The sequence below is a fragment of the Streptomyces sp. NPDC002088 genome, assembly GCF_040296605.1.
GTDB lineage: Bacteria > Actinomycetota > Actinomycetes > Streptomycetales > Streptomycetaceae > Streptomyces.
Map to the genome: position 1 here is coordinate 1 of NZ_JBEOXO010000011.1, position 19724 is coordinate 19724.

General features: G+C 69.4%; 15 protein-coding genes. 6 read left to right on the plus strand and 9 right to left on the minus strand.

All coding sequences use genetic code 11. The annotated features are described in order from the left end of the window. Positions 1-274: 274 nt before the first annotated feature. The 3 genes from ABT114_RS23630 to thyX all read right to left on the minus strand — a co-directional run bounded on the left by ABT114_RS23630 (position 275) and on the right by thyX (position 3955). Positions 275-1960: a ribonuclease J gene (locus ABT114_RS23630; protein WP_351144826.1), complete on the minus strand. Its 1686-nt coding sequence runs from the start codon at positions 1958-1960 to the stop codon at positions 275-277. Between the two features lie 143 nt (positions 1961-2103). Beyond that, positions 2104-3003 carry a 4-hydroxy-tetrahydrodipicolinate synthase gene (dapA, locus tag ABT114_RS23635; RefSeq protein WP_351144827.1) on the minus strand — a complete coding sequence of 300 codons (900 nt, stop codon included), beginning with the start codon at positions 3001-3003 and terminating at the stop codon, positions 2104-2106. A 211-nt stretch (positions 3004-3214) separates the two neighbouring features. Next, on the minus strand, positions 3215-3955 hold the full coding sequence (thyX, locus tag ABT114_RS23640) for an FAD-dependent thymidylate synthase (RefSeq protein WP_351144828.1): 741 nt from the start codon (positions 3953-3955) through the stop codon (positions 3215-3217). A gap of 211 nt (positions 3956-4166) precedes the next feature. On the opposite strand from thyX, the gene ABT114_RS23645 reads away from it, so the two are divergent. After that, entirely contained in the window at positions 4167-4406 is a 240-nt protein-coding gene (locus tag ABT114_RS23645; protein ID WP_351144829.1) for a hypothetical protein, read from the plus strand. A gap of 125 nt (positions 4407-4531) precedes the next feature. Then, a complete protein-coding gene (locus tag ABT114_RS23650; RefSeq protein WP_351144830.1) occupies positions 4532-5089 on the plus strand; it encodes an SCO5741 family PH domain-containing membrane protein in 558 nt (185 codons plus the stop codon). 49 nt (positions 5090-5138) lie between these two features. Here ABT114_RS23650 and ABT114_RS23655 read toward each other — a convergent pair whose 3' ends face one another. The 5 genes from ABT114_RS23655 to rpsO form a co-directional block, all read right to left on the minus strand. Further along, the gene (locus ABT114_RS23655) at positions 5139-5573 is read right to left on the minus strand and encodes a tetratricopeptide repeat protein (protein WP_351144831.1); all 435 of its coding nucleotides are present in this window, start codon (positions 5571-5573) and stop codon (positions 5139-5141) included. A gap of 13 nt (positions 5574-5586) precedes the next feature. Beyond that, entirely contained in the window at positions 5587-6339 is a 753-nt protein-coding gene (gene dapB, locus ABT114_RS23660; RefSeq protein ID WP_351144832.1) for a 4-hydroxy-tetrahydrodipicolinate reductase, read from the minus strand. A gap of 26 nt (positions 6340-6365) precedes the next feature. Then, the gene (locus ABT114_RS23665; RefSeq protein WP_351144833.1) at positions 6366-7745 is read right to left on the minus strand and encodes a M16 family metallopeptidase; all 1380 of its coding nucleotides are present in this window, start codon (positions 7743-7745) and stop codon (positions 6366-6368) included. Further along, positions 7742-9958, minus strand: a complete 2217-nt coding sequence (locus ABT114_RS23670) for a polyribonucleotide nucleotidyltransferase (protein ID WP_351144834.1) — start codon at positions 9956-9958, stop codon at positions 7742-7744. Before ABT114_RS23670 ends, ABT114_RS23665 begins: the two co-directional genes overlap by 4 nt. 341 nt (positions 9959-10299) lie before the next feature. Then, on the minus strand, positions 10300-10587 hold the full coding sequence (gene rpsO / locus ABT114_RS23675; RefSeq protein WP_005479656.1) for a 30S ribosomal protein S15: 288 nt from the start codon (positions 10585-10587) through the stop codon (positions 10300-10302). A gap of 264 nt (positions 10588-10851) precedes the next feature. On the opposite strand from rpsO, the gene ABT114_RS23680 reads away from it, so the two are divergent. After that, entirely contained in the window at positions 10852-11151 is a 300-nt protein-coding gene (locus tag ABT114_RS23680) for a DUF397 domain-containing protein (RefSeq protein WP_351144835.1), read from the plus strand. Between the two features lie 304 nt (positions 11152-11455). On the opposite strand, the gene eccD is transcribed toward ABT114_RS23680, so the two are convergent. Then, positions 11456-12913: a type VII secretion integral membrane protein EccD gene (gene eccD, locus ABT114_RS23685; protein WP_351144836.1), complete on the minus strand. Its 1458-nt coding sequence runs from the start codon at positions 12911-12913 to the stop codon at positions 11456-11458. Between the two features lie 266 nt (positions 12914-13179). On the opposite strand from eccD, the gene eccCa reads away from it, so the two are divergent. The 3 genes from eccCa to ABT114_RS23700 all read left to right on the plus strand — a co-directional run bounded on the left by eccCa (position 13180) and on the right by ABT114_RS23700 (position 19680). Then, positions 13180-17124: a type VII secretion protein EccCa gene (gene eccCa, locus ABT114_RS23690; RefSeq protein ID WP_351144837.1), complete on the plus strand. Its 3945-nt coding sequence runs from the start codon at positions 13180-13182 to the stop codon at positions 17122-17124. A 165-nt stretch (positions 17125-17289) separates the two neighbouring features. Further along, the gene (locus ABT114_RS23695; RefSeq protein WP_351144838.1) at positions 17290-17673 is read left to right on the plus strand and encodes a hypothetical protein; all 384 of its coding nucleotides are present in this window, start codon (positions 17290-17292) and stop codon (positions 17671-17673) included. Between the two features lie 78 nt (positions 17674-17751). Then, the gene (locus ABT114_RS23700; RefSeq protein WP_351144839.1) at positions 17752-19680 is read left to right on the plus strand and encodes an ATP-binding protein; all 1929 of its coding nucleotides are present in this window, start codon (positions 17752-17754) and stop codon (positions 19678-19680) included. Positions 19681-19724: the final 44 nt, after the last annotated feature.

The following is a 19724-nucleotide window of genomic DNA, read 5'->3' on the forward strand; positions in this document are numbered from 1 at the left end:
CTTCGGTCTTGCGTTTCCGACTCTATCAGATCTTTTCTCGACCCGATTTCCTCGGTGCTTTCCAGGTTCCCGCTCTCGCGTTTCCCTTTCCGGCGACTCCGACTTTATCAGAGATTCTGAGTCGGAATTCCCGCCCCGCTCGGGGACTGGTTCCGGTGCACGAAGCAGCCGGGTTCCCGTTCAGGCGGAGCCGTAAACGTACTGGAGCGGGGCGCCCCGATGCAAATCGAGGCGCCCCGCTCCAGGTTCACGCGTACGAGGGGTCGTACGCGTGTCAGACCTCCACCACGACCGGGAGGATCATCGGCCTGCGTCGGTACGTGTCCGAGACCCACTTGCCCAGGGTCCTGCGGATGAGTTGCTGCAGCTGGTGCGGCTCCACCACCCCGTCCTGGGCCGAGCGCTCGAGGACCTCGGTGATCTTCGGGACTACGGCGCCGAAGGCGGCATCCTCGATACCCGAGCCGCGGGCCTGGATGTGCGGGCCGCCAGTGATCTTCCCGGTCGACGAGTCGACGACCAGGAAGACCGAGATGATGCCCTCGTCTCCGAGGATCTTGCGGTCCTTCAGGGCCGGCTCGCCGACGTCACCGACCGAGAGGCCGTCGACGTACACATAGCCCGCCTGGACCTTTCCGGAGATCTTCGCCTTGCCCGCGATGAGGTCGACGGCGACGCCGTCCTCGGCGATGACGATGCGGTCGTGCGGAACGCCCGTCAGAGCGCCGAGCTCGGCGTTGGCACGCAGGTGGCGCCATTCGCCGTGCACCGGCATCAGGTTCTTCGGGCGGCAGATGTTGTAGAAGTACAGGAGCTCGCCCGCGGACGCGTGGCCCGAGACGTGCACCTTGGCGTTGCCCTTGTGGACGACGTTCGCGCCCCAGCGGGTCAGGCCGTTGATCACGCGGTAGACCGCGTTCTCGTTGCCGGGGATCAGGGACGACGCCAGGATCACCGTGTCGCCGTCGACGATGCGGATCTGGTGGTCCCGGTTGGCCATACGGGACAGGGCCGCCATCGGCTCGCCCTGCGAGCCCGTACAGACGAGGACCACCTCGTGGTCCGGGAGGTCGTCGAGCGTCTTCACGTCCACGACCAGACCCGGCGGGACCTTCAGGTAGCCCAGGTCCCGGGCGATACCCATGTTGCGGACCATGGAACGGCCGACGAAGGCGACCCGGCGGCCGTACTCGTGCGCCGCGTCCAGGATCTGCTGGATGCGGTGGACGTGGCTGGCGAAGCTCGCCACGATGATCCGCTTGCCGGCGTTCGCGAAGACCTGGCGCAGGACATTGGAGATGTCGCGCTCGGGCGGGACGAAGCCCGGAACCTCCGCGTTCGTCGAGTCGGCGAGGAGGAGGTCGATGCCTTCCTCGCTCAGGCGGGCGAAGGCGTGGAGATCCGTCAGACGGTTGTCCAGCGGGAGCTGGTCCATCTTGAAGTCGCCCGTGTGGACCACCATGCCGGCGGGGGTCCGGATGGCGACCGCCAGGGCGTCCGGGATGGAGTGGTTGACCGCGACGAACTCGCAGTCGAAGGGTCCGATGCGCTCGCGGTTCCCCTCTGCCACCTCCAGGGTGTACGGGCGGATGCGGTGCTCCTGGAGCTTCGCCTCGATCAGGGCGAGGGTCAGCTTGGAGCCGATCAGGGGGATGTCCGGCTTCTCCCTGAGGAGGTACGGGACACCGCCGATGTGGTCCTCATGGCCATGGGTGAGGACGATGCCCTCGATGTCGTCGAGGCGGTCCCGGATCGACGAGAAGTCGGGCAGGATCAGGTCGATTCCGGGCTGCTCCTCCTCGGGGAAGAGCACTCCGCAGTCGACGATCAGCAGGCGGCCGCCGTACTCGAAGACCGTCATGTTGCGGCCGATCTCGCCGAGACCGCCGAGCGGGGTGACCCGCAGGCCGCCTTCGGGGAGCGGCGGGGGCGTACCGAGTTCAGGATGCGGATGACTCAAAAGACTCTCCTCACCACACGCGCCACGTACCGGTAGGGCACGTGGCGCGCGTGACGTTCGTGCAGAAGCAGTTGTCATTGTCGGGCGCAGGCACCGGTGGCCCGCTTATTCAGTTGTGAAGCCTGGTGGTGCAAAGTCTGTTGTCAGAGCTGTACCCCGCCTGCGGCAAGATCGATCTTGAGCTGGTCGATCTCCTGAGGCGTGAGCTCGACCATCGGCGGGCGCAGCGGTCCGGCGGGCAGGCCCTGGAGGGCAAGCGCGGCCTTGGTGGTCATGACGCCCTGGGTGCGGAACATGCCGGTGTAGACCGGGAGCAGCTTCTGGTGGATCTCCGTGGCCTTCTGGACGTCGCCGGCGATGTACGCCTCGACCAGGGTGCGCAGCTCCGGCGTCACCACGTGGCCGACGACCGAGACGAAGCCGACCGCGCCCACGGACAGCAGGGGCAGGTTCAGCATGTCGTCGCCGGAGTACCAGGCGAGGCCCGACTGCGCGATGGCCCAGCTGGCACGGCCGAGGTCGCCCTTGGCGTCCTTGTTGGCGACGATCCGCGGGTGCTCCGCCAGCCGGACCAGAGTCTCGGTGTTGATCGGGACGCCGCTGCGGCCGGGGATGTCGTAGAGCATGACCGGCAGCTCGGCGGCGTCAGCGACGGCCTTGAAGTGCCGGTACAGGCCCTCCTGCGGGGGCTTGTTGTAGTACGGGGTGACGACCAGGAGGCCGTGTGCGCCGGTCTTCTCGGCTGCGCGGGCCAGCTCGATGCTGTGGTGGGTGTCGTTGGTGCCGACGCCGGCCACGACGTGGGCGCGGTCGCCGACCGCCTCCAGTACGGCTCGTACGAGGTCCGATTTCTCCGCGTCGCTCGTGGTGGGCGACTCGCCCGTGGTGCCGTTGACGATCAGGCCGTCGTTGCCTGCGTCCACCAGGTGGGTGGCGAGCCGCTGTGCGCCGTCGAGGTCGAGTGCGCCGTCCGCCGTGAAGGGCGTGACCATGGCGGTGAGGACCCGCCCGAAGGGGGTCTGCGGAGTGGAGGTCGGAGCCATGGGTAACACGCTACTCGCTGCTCAATGCGTGGTCTGCCCTTGGGGTGCGGGGAAAGTCATGACAAATGTGGAACCCGGCACTGCCTGCTCGGGGGTTCAAGCAGTGCCGGGTCCGTTTGATCAGGCTAGATGAACTTCTCTAAATGCCGCAATACGGACACCTCGCGCGGCTGACCCGTACATGTGTGCTCGGCGGGAGAACAAGGCTTCGTTACGGGGCCACACGGCCGTTCGCATTGAAGGCGCCGTACGTGAGCGGCATGAGCCTGGCCCACTCGGCCTCCATCTTCTCGCCGACCATCTCGATCTCCCGCTGCGGGAAGGACGGGACCTTCGCCAGCTCGTGCTGGGTGCGCAGGCCGAGGAAGTGCATCAGCGAGCGCGCGTTGCAGGTGGCGTACATCGAGGAGAACAGGCCGACGGGGAGGACCGCGCGGGCGACCTCGCGGGCGACGCCTGCGGCCAGCATCTCCTGGTACGCCTCGTACGACTCCCGGTAGGAGTCCTCCATGACGCGGCCGACCAGCTCCTGCTGGGCCTGGGTGCCCTCCACGAAGACGTACTTGCCCGGGCGGCCCTCCTGGACGAGCTTGCGGGACTCGTCGGGGACGTAGAAGACCGGCTCGAGCTCCCTGTACCGGCCCGATTCCTCGTTGTACGACCAGCCCACGCGGTGTCGCATGAACTCGCGGAAGACGAAGATCGGGGCGCTGATGAAGAACGTCATCGAGTTGTGCTCGAAGGGGCTGCCGTGGCGGTCCCGCATCAGATAGTTGATCAGGCCCTTGGAGCGCTCGGGGTCCTTGTTGATCTCCTCCAGGGACTGCTCGCCGGCGGTGGAGACGCGGGCGGCCCACAGGACGTCGGAGTCGGCCGCGCTGTGCTTGACCAGCTCGACGGTGACATCGCTGCGGAAGCTGGGCTTGAGTTCGTCGGCGGGGGTGTCGGTCACGGCTCGGCGGGTCCTTCCATCACTTCTCTCGGGCGGCGCCCACTCTACGGCTAGGCACTGACATCGGGGCGTTCGGTGCCGGGCCGCGACATCTTCGGTGAACTTCCGCCAATTCGGCGAAACCTGGCACCATTCGGGGCACTCGCTCGTCTGTGTTAGTGACAGCGATTCGTTCGATTCCCGAACGTCCTCGAGAGGAGACGCACCACCTATGTTCCGTCGGCGTGAACCCGTCCCGTTCGCCTTCCTCGCCGAAGCCGACAGGTTCCGCAGCAATGTCACTCCCCCGCCCGGTGAGCGGGCCTCCGTCGGCCAGATAGCCGGGCGCTGGCTGCTGGGTCTCACCATCGTCGCCGGGCTCGTGGGTTCCCTGGTCATCGGGATGCCCGCGCTGTCGCAGGACCACTCCGCGACACAGACACAGCAGTCACAGGCGTCCCAGGGGCGCTGACTCTCCCCCGCCGCCCAGAGTGGGGCGTGGGGGCACCCCCATGGCCCCCCAAGGGTGGTGAGCAGGCAGATAGGCGGATAGCCTCACCGGGCACAGCCCATGCATGGATTGAGTGAGGACCAGCCGTGCCCCTGCCCTTCCTGACGGCCGACCGCACCTTCGAGGCGACCGACGACAGCGCGCTGCCGTACGACAACCGCGACCGCTGGCGGCGCCCTTACCGGCCCGGCCCGTGGCGCGTGGGCGTGGCGGCGCTGTGCCTGCTGCTCGCCTCGTACGTGCTGTTCGCGGCGGTCATCATCGCCCTGACCGACTCGCTGTCCGCCGCCGCAGTGGTCTTCGCCATGGCGCTCGTCATCATCGCCGGTGCGCTGCGGCTGCTGCGGATGGGCGTGTGGGTGAGCGCACGCGGGCTGCGCCACGTGGGCTTCCTCGCCACGCGCACGGTGCCGTGGAAGCGGGTCATCGCCGTGCGGACGGTGCAACAGCCGGTGCGCTGGCTCGGGCTGCCGCGGACCGTGCAGGGGCAGGCGCTGACCCTCGTACGCAACGATCGTGCGGCGGAGGACGTGCCGCCGTTGCTGACCACGCACAACGGGGACTTCCTGGCGCGTGCCGAGGCGTTCGACCGGGCCGCGGACAGTGTCGAGGTGTGGGCCGACGAGTACGGCCGGGGCGCCTGAGGTTTCTGCGTTCATGGTTGCGGTGGTCCAGGGCGGACCACCGCAACCGTCATTTGTGCAGGGCGATCGCGCGTTGCATGGCCTTGCGGGCGCGCGGGGTGTCGCGGGCGTCGTGGTAGGCGACGGCGAGGCGGAACCAGCTGCGCCAGTCGTCGGGGGCCGCCTCCGTCTCCGCTTTGCGCCTGGCGAAGACCTCGTCGGCCGAGTCGCGGTCGATACGGCCGCCCGGGGTGCGCTTCAGCTCGTCGACGGGCAGGCCGCCCTCGGCGTCGAGTTCGGCGGCGAGCTGGTTGGCCCTGCGGACGAACTGGGTGTTCTTCCACAGGAACCACAGACCGATCACCGGCAGGATCAGGACCGCGACACCGAAGGTGACGGTCAGGAGCGTGCCGGACTGGATGAGCATGACGCCGCGGCTGCCGACCAGGACGAAGTAGAAGACCAGGACGGCGGCCGTGACGGCGTAGGAAAGCTTTGCGCGCATGACTGTCAGAGGCTCAGTTCAGGTCCAGGAAGTGCTCCAGGCCGAAGGTCAGGCCCGGAGTGGTCGCCACGCGGCGCACGCCGAGCAGGATGCCCGGCATGAAGCTGCTGTGGTGCAGGGAGTCGTGGCGGATGGTCAGCGTCTCGCCCTCGCCGCCCAGCAGGACCTCCTGGTGGGCCAGCAGGCCGCGCAGGCGGATCGCGTGCACCGGGACGCCGTCGACGTTCGCGCCGCGGGCGCCGTCCAGCGCCGTGACGGTGGCATCCGGAGCCGGGGCGGAGCCCGCCTTGGCCCGCGCCTCGGCGATGAGCTGGGCGGTGCGGGTGGCGGTGCCGCTGGGGGCGTCCACCTTGTTCGGGTGGTGCAGTTCGACGACCTCGACCGACTCGAAGTAGGGCGCGGCGATCTGCGCGAACTTCATGGTCAGGACGGCGCCGATGGAGAAGTTCGGCGCGATGAGCACGCCGGTCTCCGGGGACTGGGCCAGCCGGCCCTTCAGCTGCGCGAGACGGTCGTCGGTCCAGCCGGTCGTACCGACGACGGCGTGGATGCCGTGGCGGACGCAGAAGTCGAGGTTGTCCATCACCGAGGCGGGGGTGGTCAGTTCGACCACGACCTGGGCACCGGTCTCCGCCAGCGTCTCCAGTTTGTCGCCCCGGCCGAGGGCGGCGACCAGTTCCAGGTCCTCGGCGGCCTCGACCGCCCGTACCGCCTCGGACCCGATGCGGCCCTTGGCACCGAGGACCGCCACGCGCAGCTTGCTCATCTCTCTTGCTTCCTTACCGGAGGGGATTAGGCGACGGCGTCGTGCAGGCGCGAGGCCTGCTTGTCCTTCAGCGGGCCGATGACCGACAGCGACGGGCGCTGTCCCAGGATGTCGCGGGCGACCGCGCGGACCTCGTCCGGGGTGACCGCCGCTATCTGGGCCAGCATGTCGTCGACGGACATCTGCTCGCCCCAGCACAGCTCGCTCTTGCCGATACGGTTCATCAGCGCGCCGGTGTCCTCGAGCCCGAGGACGGTGGAGCCCCGGAGCTGGCCGATGGCGCGGCCGATCTCGTCGTCGGACAGGCCGTGCTCGGCCACCTGGTCGAGCTCGTCGCGGCAGATCTTCAGTACGTCGTGCACCTGGCTCGGGCGGCAGCCCGCGTACACGCTGAAGAGGCCGCAGTCGGCGAAGCCCGAGGTGTACGAGTACACGCTGTAGGCCAGGCCGCGCTTCTCGCGGACCTCCTGGAAGAGGCGGGAGGACATGCCGCCGCCGAGGGCGGTGTTCAGCACGCCGAGGGCCCAGCGTCGCTCGTCGGTGCGGGCCAGGCCGGGCACGCCGAGGACGACATGTGCCTGCTCCGTCTTACGGCCGAGCAGTTCGACGCGGCCGGCGGTGCGGATGGTGCGCCGGCCGTCGCGCGGGGCGATGGGCGTGACGTCGGCGCTCTTGAAGGCGCCCGCCTTCTCGAACGCGGCACGGACCTGTCGTACGACCTTGTTGTGGTCGATGTTGCCCGCGGCCGCGACGACCAGGTGGGTCGGGTCGTAGTGCCTCTTGTAGAAGCGGCGGATGCGGTCGGCGGTCAGGGCGTTGACGGTGTCGACGGTGCCCAGGACCGGGCGGCCGAGGGGGTTGTCGCCGAACATGGTGTGCGCGAACAGGTCGTGCACACAGTCGCCCGGGTCGTCCTCGGTCATCGCGATCTCTTCGAGGATCGCGCCCCGCTCGACGTTGACGTCCTCTTCGCGGATGAGTGAGCCCGTCAGCATGTCGCAGACGACGTCGATGGCGAGCGGCAGGTCGGTGTCGAGCACGCGCGCGTAGTAGCACGTGTACTCCTTCGCCGTGAACGCGTTCATCTCGCCGCCGACCGCGTCGAGGGCGGAGGAGATGTCCAGTGCGCTACGCCGCGACGTGCCCTTGAAGAGCAGGTGCTCCAGGTAGTGCGTGGCGCCGTTCAGGGCCGGGGTCTCGTCGCGGGAGCCGACGTGCGCCCAGATGCCGAAGGTCGCCGAGCGGACCGAGGGCAGGGTCTCGGTGACGATGCGCAGGCCGCCCGGGAGGGTGGTCTTACGGACCGTGCCGATGCCGTTGGTGCCCTTGATGAGGGTTTGGGTACGGGCGACGGCCCGCGCCTCCGAAGAGGTGCGGGCCGTCGCCGTGGAGCTACTCGACGTCACTTGTCGGTGTCGTCCTTCTTGTCGTCGTTCTCTTCGCCCTCGATGACCGGGATCAGGGAGAGCTTGCCGCGGGAGTCGATCTCGGCGATCTCGACCTGGACCTTCTGGCCCACGCCGACGACGTCCTCGACGTTCTCCACGCGCTTGCCGCCGGCGAGCTTGCGGATCTGCGAGATGTGCAGCAGACCGTCCTTGCCCGGGAGCAGCGAGACGAACGCGCCGAAGGTGGTGGTCTTGACGACCGTACCCAGGTAGCGCTCGCCGACCTCCGGCATGGTCGGGTTGGCGATGCCGTTGATCGTGGCGCGGGCGGCCTCGGCGGCCGGGCCGTCGGCGGCACCGATGTAGATGGTGCCGTCGTCCTCGATCGTGATCTCGGCGCCGGTGTCCTCCTGGATCTGGTTGATCATCTTGCCCTTGGGGCCGATGACCTCGCCGATCTTGTCCACGGGGATCTTGACGGTGATGATCCGCGGGGCGTTCGGGGACATCTCGTCCGGCGTGTCGATCGCTTCCATCATCACGTCGAGGATGTGGAGGCGGGCGTCACGGGCCTGCTTGAGAGCGGCGGCCAGGACGGAGGCCGGGATGCCGTCCAGCTTGGTGTCGAGCTGGAGGGCGGTCACGAACTCCTTGGTGCCGGCGACCTTGAAGTCCATGTCGCCGAAGGCGTCCTCCGCACCGAGGATGTCGGTGAGGGCGACGTAGTGCGTCTCGCCGTTGATCTCCTGGGAGATCAGACCCATGGCGATACCGGCGACCGGGGCCTTCAGGGGCACACCGGCGTTCAGCAGCGACATGGTGGAGGCACAGACCGAGCCCATGGACGTCGAGCCGTTGGAGCCGAGGGCCTCGGACACCTGACGGATCGCGTACGGGAACTCCTCGCGCGTCGGCAGGACCGGCACGATGGCGCGCTCGGCGAGGGCGCCGTGGCCGATCTCGCGGCGCTTCGGGGAGCCGACGCGGCCGGTCTCGCCGACGGAGTACGGCGGGAAGTTGTAGTTGTGCATGTAGCGCTTGCGGGTCACCGGGGAGAGGGTGTCCAGCTGCTGCTCCATCCGGAGCATGTTCAGGGTGGTGACGCCCAGGATCTGCGTCTCGCCACGCTCGAACAGCGCCGAGCCGTGCACGCGCGGGATGGCCTCGACCTCGGCGGCGAGCGTACGGATGTCCGTGACGCCACGCCCGTCGATGCGCTTCTTCTCCTTGATGACACGCTCACGGACCAGGGACTTGGTCAGCGAGCGGTACGCGGCGGAGATCTCCTTCTCGCGGCCTTCGAACTCCGGCAGGAGCTTCTCGGCGGCGAGCGCCTTGACGCGGTCCAGCTCGGCCTCGCGGTCCTGCTTGCCCGCGATGGTCAGCGCGGAGGCGAGCTCCGGGCGGACGGCGGCGGAGAGCGCCTCGAGGACGTCGTCCTGGTAGTCCAGGAAGATCGGGAACTCGGCGGTCGGCTTGGCGGCCTTGGCGGCGAGGTCGGCCTGGGCCTTGCAGAGCACCTTGATGAAGGGCTTCGCGGCCTCCAGGCCGGAGGCGACGACCTCTTCGGTCGGCGCCTCGGCGCCGCCCTTGACCAGCTGGATGGTCTTCTCGGTGGCCTCGGCCTCGACCATCATGATCGCGACGTCGCCGTCCTCCAGGACGCGACCGGCGACGACCATGTCGAAGACGGCGTCCTCGAGCTCGGTGTGCGTCGGGAACGCGACCCACTGGCCGTTGATCAGCGCGACGCGGACGCCGCCGACCGGGCCGGAGAAGGGCAGACCGGCCAGCTGCGTGGACGCGGACGCGGCGTTGATCGCGACGACGTCGTACAGGTGGTCGGGGTTGAGCGCCATGATCGTGGCGACGACCTGGATCTCGTTGCGCAGGCCCTTCTTGAAGGACGGGCGCAGCGGGCGGTCGATGAGGCGGCAGGTGAGGATGGCGTCCTCGGACGGCCGGCCCTCACGGCGGAAGAAGCTGCCGGGGATCTTGCCGGCGGCGTACATCCGCTCCTCGACGTCCACCGTCAGGGGGAAGAAGTCGAGCTGGTCCTTGGGGTTCTTGGAGGCGGTGGTGGCCGACAGCACCATGGTGTCGTCGTCCAGGTACGCCACTGCGGAGCCGGCGGCCTGCTTGGCCAGGCGGCCCGTCTCGAAGCGGATGGTGCGGGTGCCGAAGGCGCCATTGTCGATGACGGCCTCGGCGTAGTGGGTCTCGTTCTCCACTAGCGTTTTCTCCTCGTCTTCGTCCCTCCTCGCCCGTGTGGCGGGGGGACGGTGGCGGAGAAGCGCTCCGTCTGGTGCGGGCCGGTCTTCGATCGAAGCACCCGGGGCTCTCTTCCCCCCGGGGGCCACTACCGAGGACCGGCGGCGGCGAGGTGCGCTTCTCCTCGTTCGGTTGTGCGTGGTGACGCGATACCCGGTACGGGTACGGCCTATCACACGGTGTCGTACGTATTGCGTTGTGCTACCACACTACAAAGCAGCAGTGACACTCCGCACGTTTCCGCACGTACGGCAAAGGGAGCGGTCCCGATCATTTCGGGAACCGCTCCCTTCACGACGTCTTACTTGGCGCCCGCAGCACCACGGCGGATGCCGAGGCGGTCGACCAGGGCACGGAAGCGCTGGATGTCCTTCTTGGCCAGGTACTGCAGCAGGCGACGGCGCTGACCGACCAGGATCAGCAGACCACGGCGGGAGTGGTGGTCGTGCTTGTGGGTCTTGAGGTGCTCGGTCAGGTCCGAGATACGGCGCGAGAGCATGGCGACCTGGACCTCGGGGGAGCCGGTGTCGCCCTCCTTGGTACCGAACTCGGTGATGATCTGCTTCTTCGTAGCGGCGTCGAGCGACACGCGTACTCCTCGTAGTCTGTAAGTAGCCACCGAGTGCCCCTGGTCCACTTCTCAGGGGAGCTTCCGTTACTCGGGAGGCGGGGATCCGCTGGGCGCGGCCTCCAGGGCAGTGCTCCGGGGGCGCGTACACAAACGGCCGTCGTCCAGGGTACCAGCAGGCGAGGATCCCCTCGGCCACGGTCCCCGAACCGCCCGGACGGCGCTACGGCGGCCACTAGGGTGAACGCTTGGATCATTCGCACGTCGGGAAGGGGTCGCTTCGCCATGGCGGAGGAAGTGAGCGAGGACGTGAAGGCGCGCAAGGAGCGGGAGCGGGACGAGCTGTACGCGCTCGACATCTCGGACGTCGAGTGGCACAGCGCGCCTGGTACGGAGGAGCACGAGGAGCGGGTCGAGATCGCCTACCTTCCCGCCGGCGCGGTGGCCATGCGCTCGTCGCTCGACCCGGACACGGTGCTGCGGTACACGGAGGCGGAGTGGCGTGCCTTCGTGCTCGGCGCGCGGGACGGGGAGTTCGACCTGGAGCCGGCGCCGCACAACGGGGGGCTCGCGGCGGACGCGTAGCCGTCCCCCTGTTTCACGGCCATGCTCTCGATGCCGAGGGCGAGGCAGACCCACCTGGGCTGCTCCTTGGCGGGGCCGTCGACCTTCTTGACGCCGAGGAAGATGCGGCCGTCCTGGACGACGATGTCGTGGTAGTCCGTCGTCGTCATCAGGTCGTCCGCGGAGAAGCGGAAGGCCATCTTTCCAGCGGCGGGGGCGCCGTGACGGAGGTACGGGTTCCGGTCGGGCGGACACGGAAGCGCCCCACGCTCTTGGTGCAGGGCGTGGGGCGTTGTTTCCGGCCGGTGCTGGTGAGGCGGTGGTGCTAGACGCCGCCGCGGACCTTGCCGTACACGTCGAGGACGGCCAGGCAGACCGGGATCAGGGACAGCAGCACCAGTGAGTCCGCGAGGTCGAGCATGCGGCCCCAGAAGGGGGAGAGCCCCTTCTGGGGGACGATCAGCGCGATCGCGATCAGGAGCAGCACACCGGCTCCGACCGAGGCGCCGAGCCACAGGGTGCGTACGTCGACCGGGCCGGAGTTGCCCTGGATCAGCTCCATGATGATGTTGGTCGGCGGCGAGATCGCGAGGCCGAGGACCAGCAGGGCGAGCGTGCTGACGCCGGCCACGAACAGGCAGGTGACCTGGGCGGTGTAGCGGAACAGGCGGGCCCGCAGCATCGCGGCGAGGCCGGTGCACAGGGCCAGCAGCTGGGCCCAGCCGCTGTCGCTGAAGCCGAGCACCGCGCCGCCCGCGCCGACGATGACGGCGGCGCAGCCGCCCACCAGACCGAGCAGCAGTTCGTGGCCCCGGCTGGTCTGGGCGACGATGCGCTGGACGTCGACGGCCTCGAGGTCGCCCTCGCGGCCCTCGCGCCGGGCGCGGGCCAGGTCCTCGGGGTTGCGGAAGCCGATCGGCAGCTTGGCGAAGCGGGCCGACCAGCCGGGCAGGAAGCCGACGACGGCCAGCGCGACGACCGAGGTGCCGGCGGCGATCTCCCGCGGCTCGGCGTCGGTGAGCACACCGCAGAACACGGCGAGCGTGCCGATCGCGGAAGCCAGCGCGGCGGCCACGAACGGGGCGTCTCCCTGCGGCAGCAGCATGATCAGCACGACGGAGAAGAGCAGTACGGCGACGCAGCCGACCAGGAACTGGATCCGGCCCGGGCCCTCGCCCCTGTCCTGGGCGATGACGCCGGAGCCCGCGATGAGCGCGTGCGGCAGCGCCGAGATGCCGAGCGCGACGGCGGAACCGCGATCGTCGTACACCCGGGCCCGGACACCGGCGAGTGCCGTCAGGGCGAGGGCGGTCACGCCGGCGAGGATGCCCTGCAGGCCGTTCATGTCGTGCCGGAGCGGATCCGCGAACCAGAAGACGAAGCCGAGCATGATCAGCAGCAGCGACCCGGCGACCAGACCGGCCACCCGCATCAGGTTGTCGTTCCAGCTGCGAACGTCCTGCTTGACCGCGGCGGCGATGGCGTCCACCACGTCGTCGTGCACGGCCGGCGGGAGCGAGTCGGCGAAGGTCCGCAGCAGCAGCACCTCGCCGTCCCTGACCCGGTGTTCCAGCAACGAGCGGCTGGCGTCGAGGACTTGGCCCTCGCGGGTCACGAGGTGGTAGCCGGCCAGACTGGTGTCCGACTGTGCCAGGCCCGACAGCCTGATGATCTCAGGAAAGAGATCCTGGATCGGCAGGTCCTCGGGCAGCGCGACATCGACTCGGCTGTCCGGCGCTGCGATGGTGATTCGGCAGAAACCTGTCGAAGTCCCCGTGCTCACCTGGTGTTCCCCCTGCTAGACAAGGCTGCTTCATGCAGTTCGTACAACGCGAAGCGCCACCCTATCCCTTGCCGCGCAAGGCCATGGGCCTTCCTCTCTCAATTCTCCCCGTACCCCCTCGGCATCTCCATCCTCCTGACTCCCCTGCCCACCGGGCGCATCAGTAGGATCGTCCTCTACGCGGACGCCTGCGCGATCGGGAACAGGTCGCGGCACACGGGGGCGTCGATGCCAGGACGTATCAATCACGAAGGATGAGTGCATCGGTGAGCGTCGTCATCATCAAGCGGCCACCGCGGATTCCACCCCCGGTCGTACCGGAAGGCGAGGTCAGGCTGGAGACGCCCCCCGAGATCCCTCGTGAGGGCGACGAGAGCATGCTGATGAACCTGCTGCCCATGATGGGCATGCTGGGTTCCGTCGGGTTCTTCTTCATGCCCAACCTGCCCTCGTACATGAGGGTGGTCGGCGGGCTGATGCTGGCCTCGACGCTGGCCATGGCCATCGCGCAGTTCGCCAAGTCCCGGCAGGGCGGCGGCGCGGGGATGGCCCAGGACCGGCGTGACTACTTCCGCTATCTCGAACAGGTCCGCAAGGACGTGCACAAGACGGCGGAGCTGCAGCGGCGCAGCCAGCTCTTTCAGCATCCCGAGCCGGACCAGCTGTGGGCGGTGGCCGCCGACGGCAAGCGTCTGTGGGAGCGGCGTCCGACCGACGCGGACTTCACCTCCGTACGCATCGGCCGTGGTGTGCAGCAGCTGAACACCCCGCTGGTGGCGCCGGACACAGCTCCCAAAGAGGAGCTGGAGCCACTGACCGCGGCGGCCATGAAGGCCTTCCTCGACGCGCACGGCAGTCTCAACGACCTGCCGGTTTCCGTCTCGCTGCGCGCCTTCTACCACGTGACGGTCTGCGGCGACCGGGACTCGGTCTACGGCAACGCCCGCGCGACCGTCGCCCAGTTGGCGACGCTGCACTCGCCGGAGGACCTGATGGTCGCCGTCGTGGCGCATCCGTCCGCGGCGGCGGACTGGGACTGGGTCAAGTGGCTGCCGCACAGCCAGCACCCGAAGGCGAAGGACGGGGCGGGCTCGACCCGGCTCCTCTTCGACGATCTCGGGGAGCTGGAGGAGGCGCTGGCCGACCAGCTGGACGACCGGCCGCGCTGGAACCGCGACGCCAACCCCGTCTACGACCAGCCGCACCTGATCGTGATCCTCGACGGCGGCACGGTCCCGCCGGACTCCGAACTCGCCAGCTCCGAAGGGCTCCAGGGCGTCACCTTCCTGGAGATCGCCCCGGGCGAGCTGGAGGAGGACCTGCGCGCCGGTCTGACGATCTACGCGAAGCAGGACCGGATGCGGCTGTTCGTCGGCCACGAGTCGGCGTACACCGGCAAGTCCGATGCGCTCAGCCCGCAGCAGGCCGAGTCCCTCGCCCGGCAGCTCGCGCCCTTCCGGGTCGGCTCCGCGGAGGAGGGCGAACCCCTGCTGTCCAACCTGGACTTCACCGACCTCATGGGCATCGGTGACGCGGGTTCCGTGGACGTCTCCCGCACCTGGCGCCCGCGCACGCTGCACGAACGGCTGCGGGTGCCGATCGGTGTCGGCGAGAACGGCGAGCCGGTCATGCTCGACCTCAAGGAGGCCTCCCAGGAGGGCATGGGCCCGCACGGCCTGTGCGTCGGCGCGACCGGCTCCGGCAAGTCCGAGCTGCTGCGCACCCTCGTGCTCGGTCTCGCGGTCACGCACTCCTCGGAGACGCTGAACTTCATCCTCGCGGACTTCAAGGGCGGTGCGACCTTCGCCGGTATGGCGGACATGCCGCACACCGCGGCCGTCATCACCAACCTCGCGGACGACCTCACGCTCGTCGACCGTATGCGGGACGCGATCACGGGTGAGATGCAGCGCCGTCAGGAGCTGCTGCGCACGGCGGGCAACTACGCCAACCTGCACGACTACGAGAAGGCCCGGGCCGCGGGCGCCGCGCTCGAACCGATGGCCTCGCTGGTGATCGTGCTCGACGAGTTCTCCGAACTCCTCACCGCCAAGCCGGACTTCATCGACATGTTCATCCAGATCGGCCGGATCGGCCGTTCGCTGGGTGTGCACCTGCTGCTCGCCTCGCAGCGTCTGGAGGAGGGCAAGCTGCGCGGACTGGACACCTACCTCTCGTACCGGATCGGTCTGCGCACCTTCTCCGCCGCCGAGTCCCGTACGGCGATCGGTGTCCCGGACGCCTACCACCTGCCGTCGATCCCGGGCTCCGGCTATCTGCGCTACGACACCGACACCATGGTCCGCTTCAAGGCGGCGTACGTGTCGGGGGCGTACCACGGCGAGGGTCCGTCCCGGGTGAACCGTTCGACCCAGTTGCGGCCCGCACTGTTCACGGCGGGGCACGTGGCGCTGCCGCCGCAGCCGGTGATCGAGGAGCCGGAGGCCGACGACCGGGTGGACGACGCGCTCGCCGACACCGTCCTGGACGTCATCGTGGGCAAGATGGTCAACCAGGGACCGCCGGCCCACCAGGTGTGGCTGCCCCCACTGGAGGAGGCGCCCTCGCTGGAGCAGCTCCTCCCCCAGCTCGCCGTCACCCAGGACCGCGGCCTGACCGCGCCCGAGTACACGGCGCTCGGCCGGCTCAACGTGCCGGTCGGCATGGTGGACAAGCCGTTCGAGCAGCGGCGCGACGTGCTGTACCGGGACTTCTCCGGCGGCGCGGGCCACGGTCTGTTCATCGGTGGTCCGCAGTCCGGCAAGTCGACGCTGCTGCGCTCGATGATCTCGTCGTTCGCGCTCACCCACACCCCCTTCGAAGTCCAGTTCTACTGCCTGGACTTCGGCGGTGGCGGCCTGATCGCGATGGAGGACCTGGCCCACGTCGGCGGGGTCGCCAACCGTCTCGACGCCGAGAAGGTGCGCCGTACGGTCAGCGAGGTCGAGGGCATCCTGAACGCGCGCGAGGAGTACTTCCGCGCCAACAACGTCGACTCGATCCAGACCTACCGGCAGCGCCGGGCCGCCGGGTACCTGCCGGACCAGGCCTGGGGCGACGTCTTCCTGGTCATCGACGGCTGGGCCTCCTTCAAGACGGACTACGAGATGCTGGAGGCCACCGTCACCGAGATCGCGACGCGCGGCCTCGGCTTCGGTGTGCACGTGATCCTGACGGCGAGCCGCTACACCGAGGTGCGGCCGGCGCTCAAGGACATGCTGCAGAACCGCATCGAGCTCAGGCTCGGCGACCCGACCGAGTCGGAGATCGACCGCAAGGTCGCGCAGAACGTCCCGGCGAGCGTGCCGGGCCGCGGTCTGACCCAGGACAAGCTGCACTTCATGACCGCGCTGCCCCGGGTCGACGGCTCCTCGGCGACCGAGGACCTGTCCGAGGCGACATCGATCCTCATCCGCGGCGTCAACGACAACTGGCAGGGCAACCACGCTCCGGCCGTACGGCTGCTGCCGACGGTGCTGCCCTCCGACCGGCTGCCGAAGGGGTTCGAGCACCCGGACCGCGGTGTCGCCATCGGCATCGACGAGTCCTCGCTCTCGCCGGTCTTCGTCGACTTCGAGACCGACCCGCTGTTCATCGTGTTCGGTGAGAGCGAGTCCGGTAAGTCCGCGATGCTCCGGCTGCTCGTCAAACAGATCACCGAGCGCTACACGCCGGACAAGGCGAAGATCGTCATGGGTGACTACCGGCGTGCCCACCTGGAGGGGGTGCCCGACTCGCATCTGTCGCGGTACTGCGCGTCGGCGCCCGCCCTGACGGAGACGCTGGAGGGCCTGGCCGGTTCGATGCACCGCCGTATGCCGGGACCGGACGTCACGCCCGAGCAGCTGCGCAACCGCAGTTGGTACAACAGCCCGGACGCGTTCGTCATCGTCGACGACTACGACCTGGTGGCGACGGGCGTGAACCCGCTGGCCCCGCTTCTGGAGTACCTGCCGTTCGCCCGTGACATCGGTCTGCGCGTCATCATCGCGCGTGCCTCGGGCGGTGCGAGCCGGTCGCTGTACGAGCCGGTGATGCAGCGGATGCGCGAGCTCGGCGCCCAGGGCGTGGTGCTCTCCGGCGACCGGTCGGAGGGTGCGCTGCTCGGCAACATCACGGGGTCGCAACTGCCGCCCGGGCGTGGGCATTTCCACACCCGCCGACGCGGCGGACAGCTCATCCAGACGGGCTGGATGCCGGCTCGCTTCTGACGGCCGGCTGCGCCGGTGCGAGACGGCGGTGGGGCGGTACCCGCGCGGGTGCCGCCCCCTTCTCGTGCTCTTGTTCTCTTGTCGGTGCGGGCCGCTATGGTGGCGTTGCGAGAGAAAAGACGGACGAGAGACGAGCCGCGGGGGGCAGTTGTGTCGTCGGACTACATGGACTCCGATCCCAAGGTCCTCAAGACCGAGGGCTTCAACATGTTCACGGTCGGCCAGGACTTCGCCAAGGCCGTGAACGCGCTGCAGCAGGGCCTGACACAGCTGGAGGGCGGCAGCGGCGACACCCCGCCCTGGGGCGACGACGACATCGGCGAGAAGTTCGGCGTCGTCTACGAAGGCCTGCGCGACGGCATGTACCAGTCGATGGGCAGCCTGGCGGAGCGTCTCGCGGGGATGGGCATCGCCTTCACCAAGATGGGCGTGGCCCACGAGGAGAACGAGGCCAGGCAGGAAGAGATCTGGCAGCAGACGACCGCCGAGTACGACGGCCAGGTACAGGTACCGACGGGCGTGCACCATTTTCGCCGGCAGCAGACCTGACCTGCGGTCGGTGTGTGACGGGCGCCTAGGATCGGCGTCGTACACGACGGCGTCCGTGAAGGGGGAGGACGGGGACCCATGACCGGCTCGACCGAGGACTACGCACCGCACCCGCACATCGGCGGCCGGACCGCCGTGCTGCGTGCGCTCGCCGCGTGGCGTGCGGCCGCGCCCGGTGCTCCGCGCGTGGTCGTGCTCACCGGCGGCTCCGGCAGCGGGCGTTCGCGACTGCTCACCGGGTTCCTGATGCTGTGCGAGCCGGATTTCCGCAAGCGACTGCCGCTGGACGAGATGGATCCGTCGACGGTCCCGCCGGAGCTGCCGGCCCCGGCGGTGCCGGCCCTTGACGGGCTGACCGCGGCCCAGGCCCTGTGGCTGCTCGCCGACCACTTCGAGCTGAACGCCACCAGTGTCGAGGGCGTGTACGCCGAGCTGGCCGCGCTCGATGAGCCGGTGACCGTCGTCGTACCGGACGTCGACCGGGCCGGTCCGGTACGGGCCGCAGGCGAGCCTGCACGGCTGGTACGGGAGATGCTCGCGCCACTGGCCGCCACCAAAACGGTCCGGCTCCTGGCCGAGGTGCCATACCCGCTGGCCGCCGAACTGGCCGCGGGTCTGGCGCCCGGCACCGTACGGATCATCGACCTCGACGAGCCGGAGTGGGCCGACCCCGAGGGTTTGGTGCGGCACGCGCAGGCGGCGCTGGATCCGGAGTTCGGGGCGCCCGAGCTGCCGTTCACCGTCGATCCCGCCGCCCGCCTCGCCCTCGGCGCGGCCATCGGCCGCCGGGCCGGGACCAGTCCGCTGGTGGTCCAACTCGCCGTCCAGTGCGTCCTGATGGCCCCCGAGGGCTTCGACCCGGCCGACGAGAGCTGGTTGCCGACGTCGGTGGGCGAGGCCCTCGACCTGCATGCCCGACGGCTCGGCGCCGACCCGCAGACGCTGCGGCTGATGCTGGCCCCGCTCGCCCTGGCCGAGGCCGACGGCATACCGGTCCAGTTGTGGGCGCGGCTGGCGAGTGCGGTCGCCGGACAGGACATGAGCCGGGCCGTCGCGGGCGGGATGCTGCTCGCCGCGCCCTTCGTGCAGCCGGAGGAGGTAGCGGGAGACGGCCCGCGTACGCTGCTCCGGCTGCTGCACCCGGCCCTCGGTGACGAGATCCGCGCCGGTCTGCCCAGCGTCCGCGCCGCCCAGACGCAGATCGCGATGGCGCTGCTGGAGGCCGTGCCGGAGCAGGACTGGAACAAGGCCGATCCGTATGTACGCGACCACGTCGCGGGCCACACGCTGGAAGCGGGCCTACTGCCCCAACTCCTCACGGATCCGGGGCTGTTCGTCCACGCCGACCCGGTCCCGCTGCGCGCCGCCATCGAGGCCGTACCGGCCGGGGAACTCGGCGCACCCGCCCGTACCTACCTGCGTACGGCGCCCCTGCTGACCCGCACCCAGGCGCCCGCCGTGCTGCGTGCCGCGCTGCTGGAGACCGCCTTCGTCGACGACGGCCTGCCCGAGTACGCCCACGCCATCCACGGCCGGCTCGGCCTCGACCTGCCCTGGCAGACCCTGTGGAGCCTGCCCGTCCCCGGCATCAGCGCCCTGACCGTCGGCAGCCTGCCCCGGCCCGAGGGGCCGGCCGTCCCCATCGCCGTTCTCACAGTGCCCGCGGGCACGCCCGGCGCACACCCGGTGGGCGAACCTGAGGACGCGGCCGAATCGGCGATGCTCGTCCATGGCCTGGCCGGACCGGACGACCTCGGCACCATCGACCCCGGGCAGATCCTGCGCCCCTCCGAGGACAAGCGGGCCGCCGCCCCTCTGGCGCTGAGCCGCGGCGCCGACTACCTGCGTGTCTGGGACCGGGCGAGCGAAGAGATCGTGGCCGCGCTCATCTCCGACACTCCCTTCACGGCGGCCGACCTCTCCCCCGACGGCATCCTCGTCGTCGCGACCGAGCGCGGGGCGAAGGCCCTCCGCATCCGTTCGGCGGACCCGGCGATAGCCTCGTAACGACACTCCGTCCCCACACGTTCGACCAGCCATCTCGAAGGAGT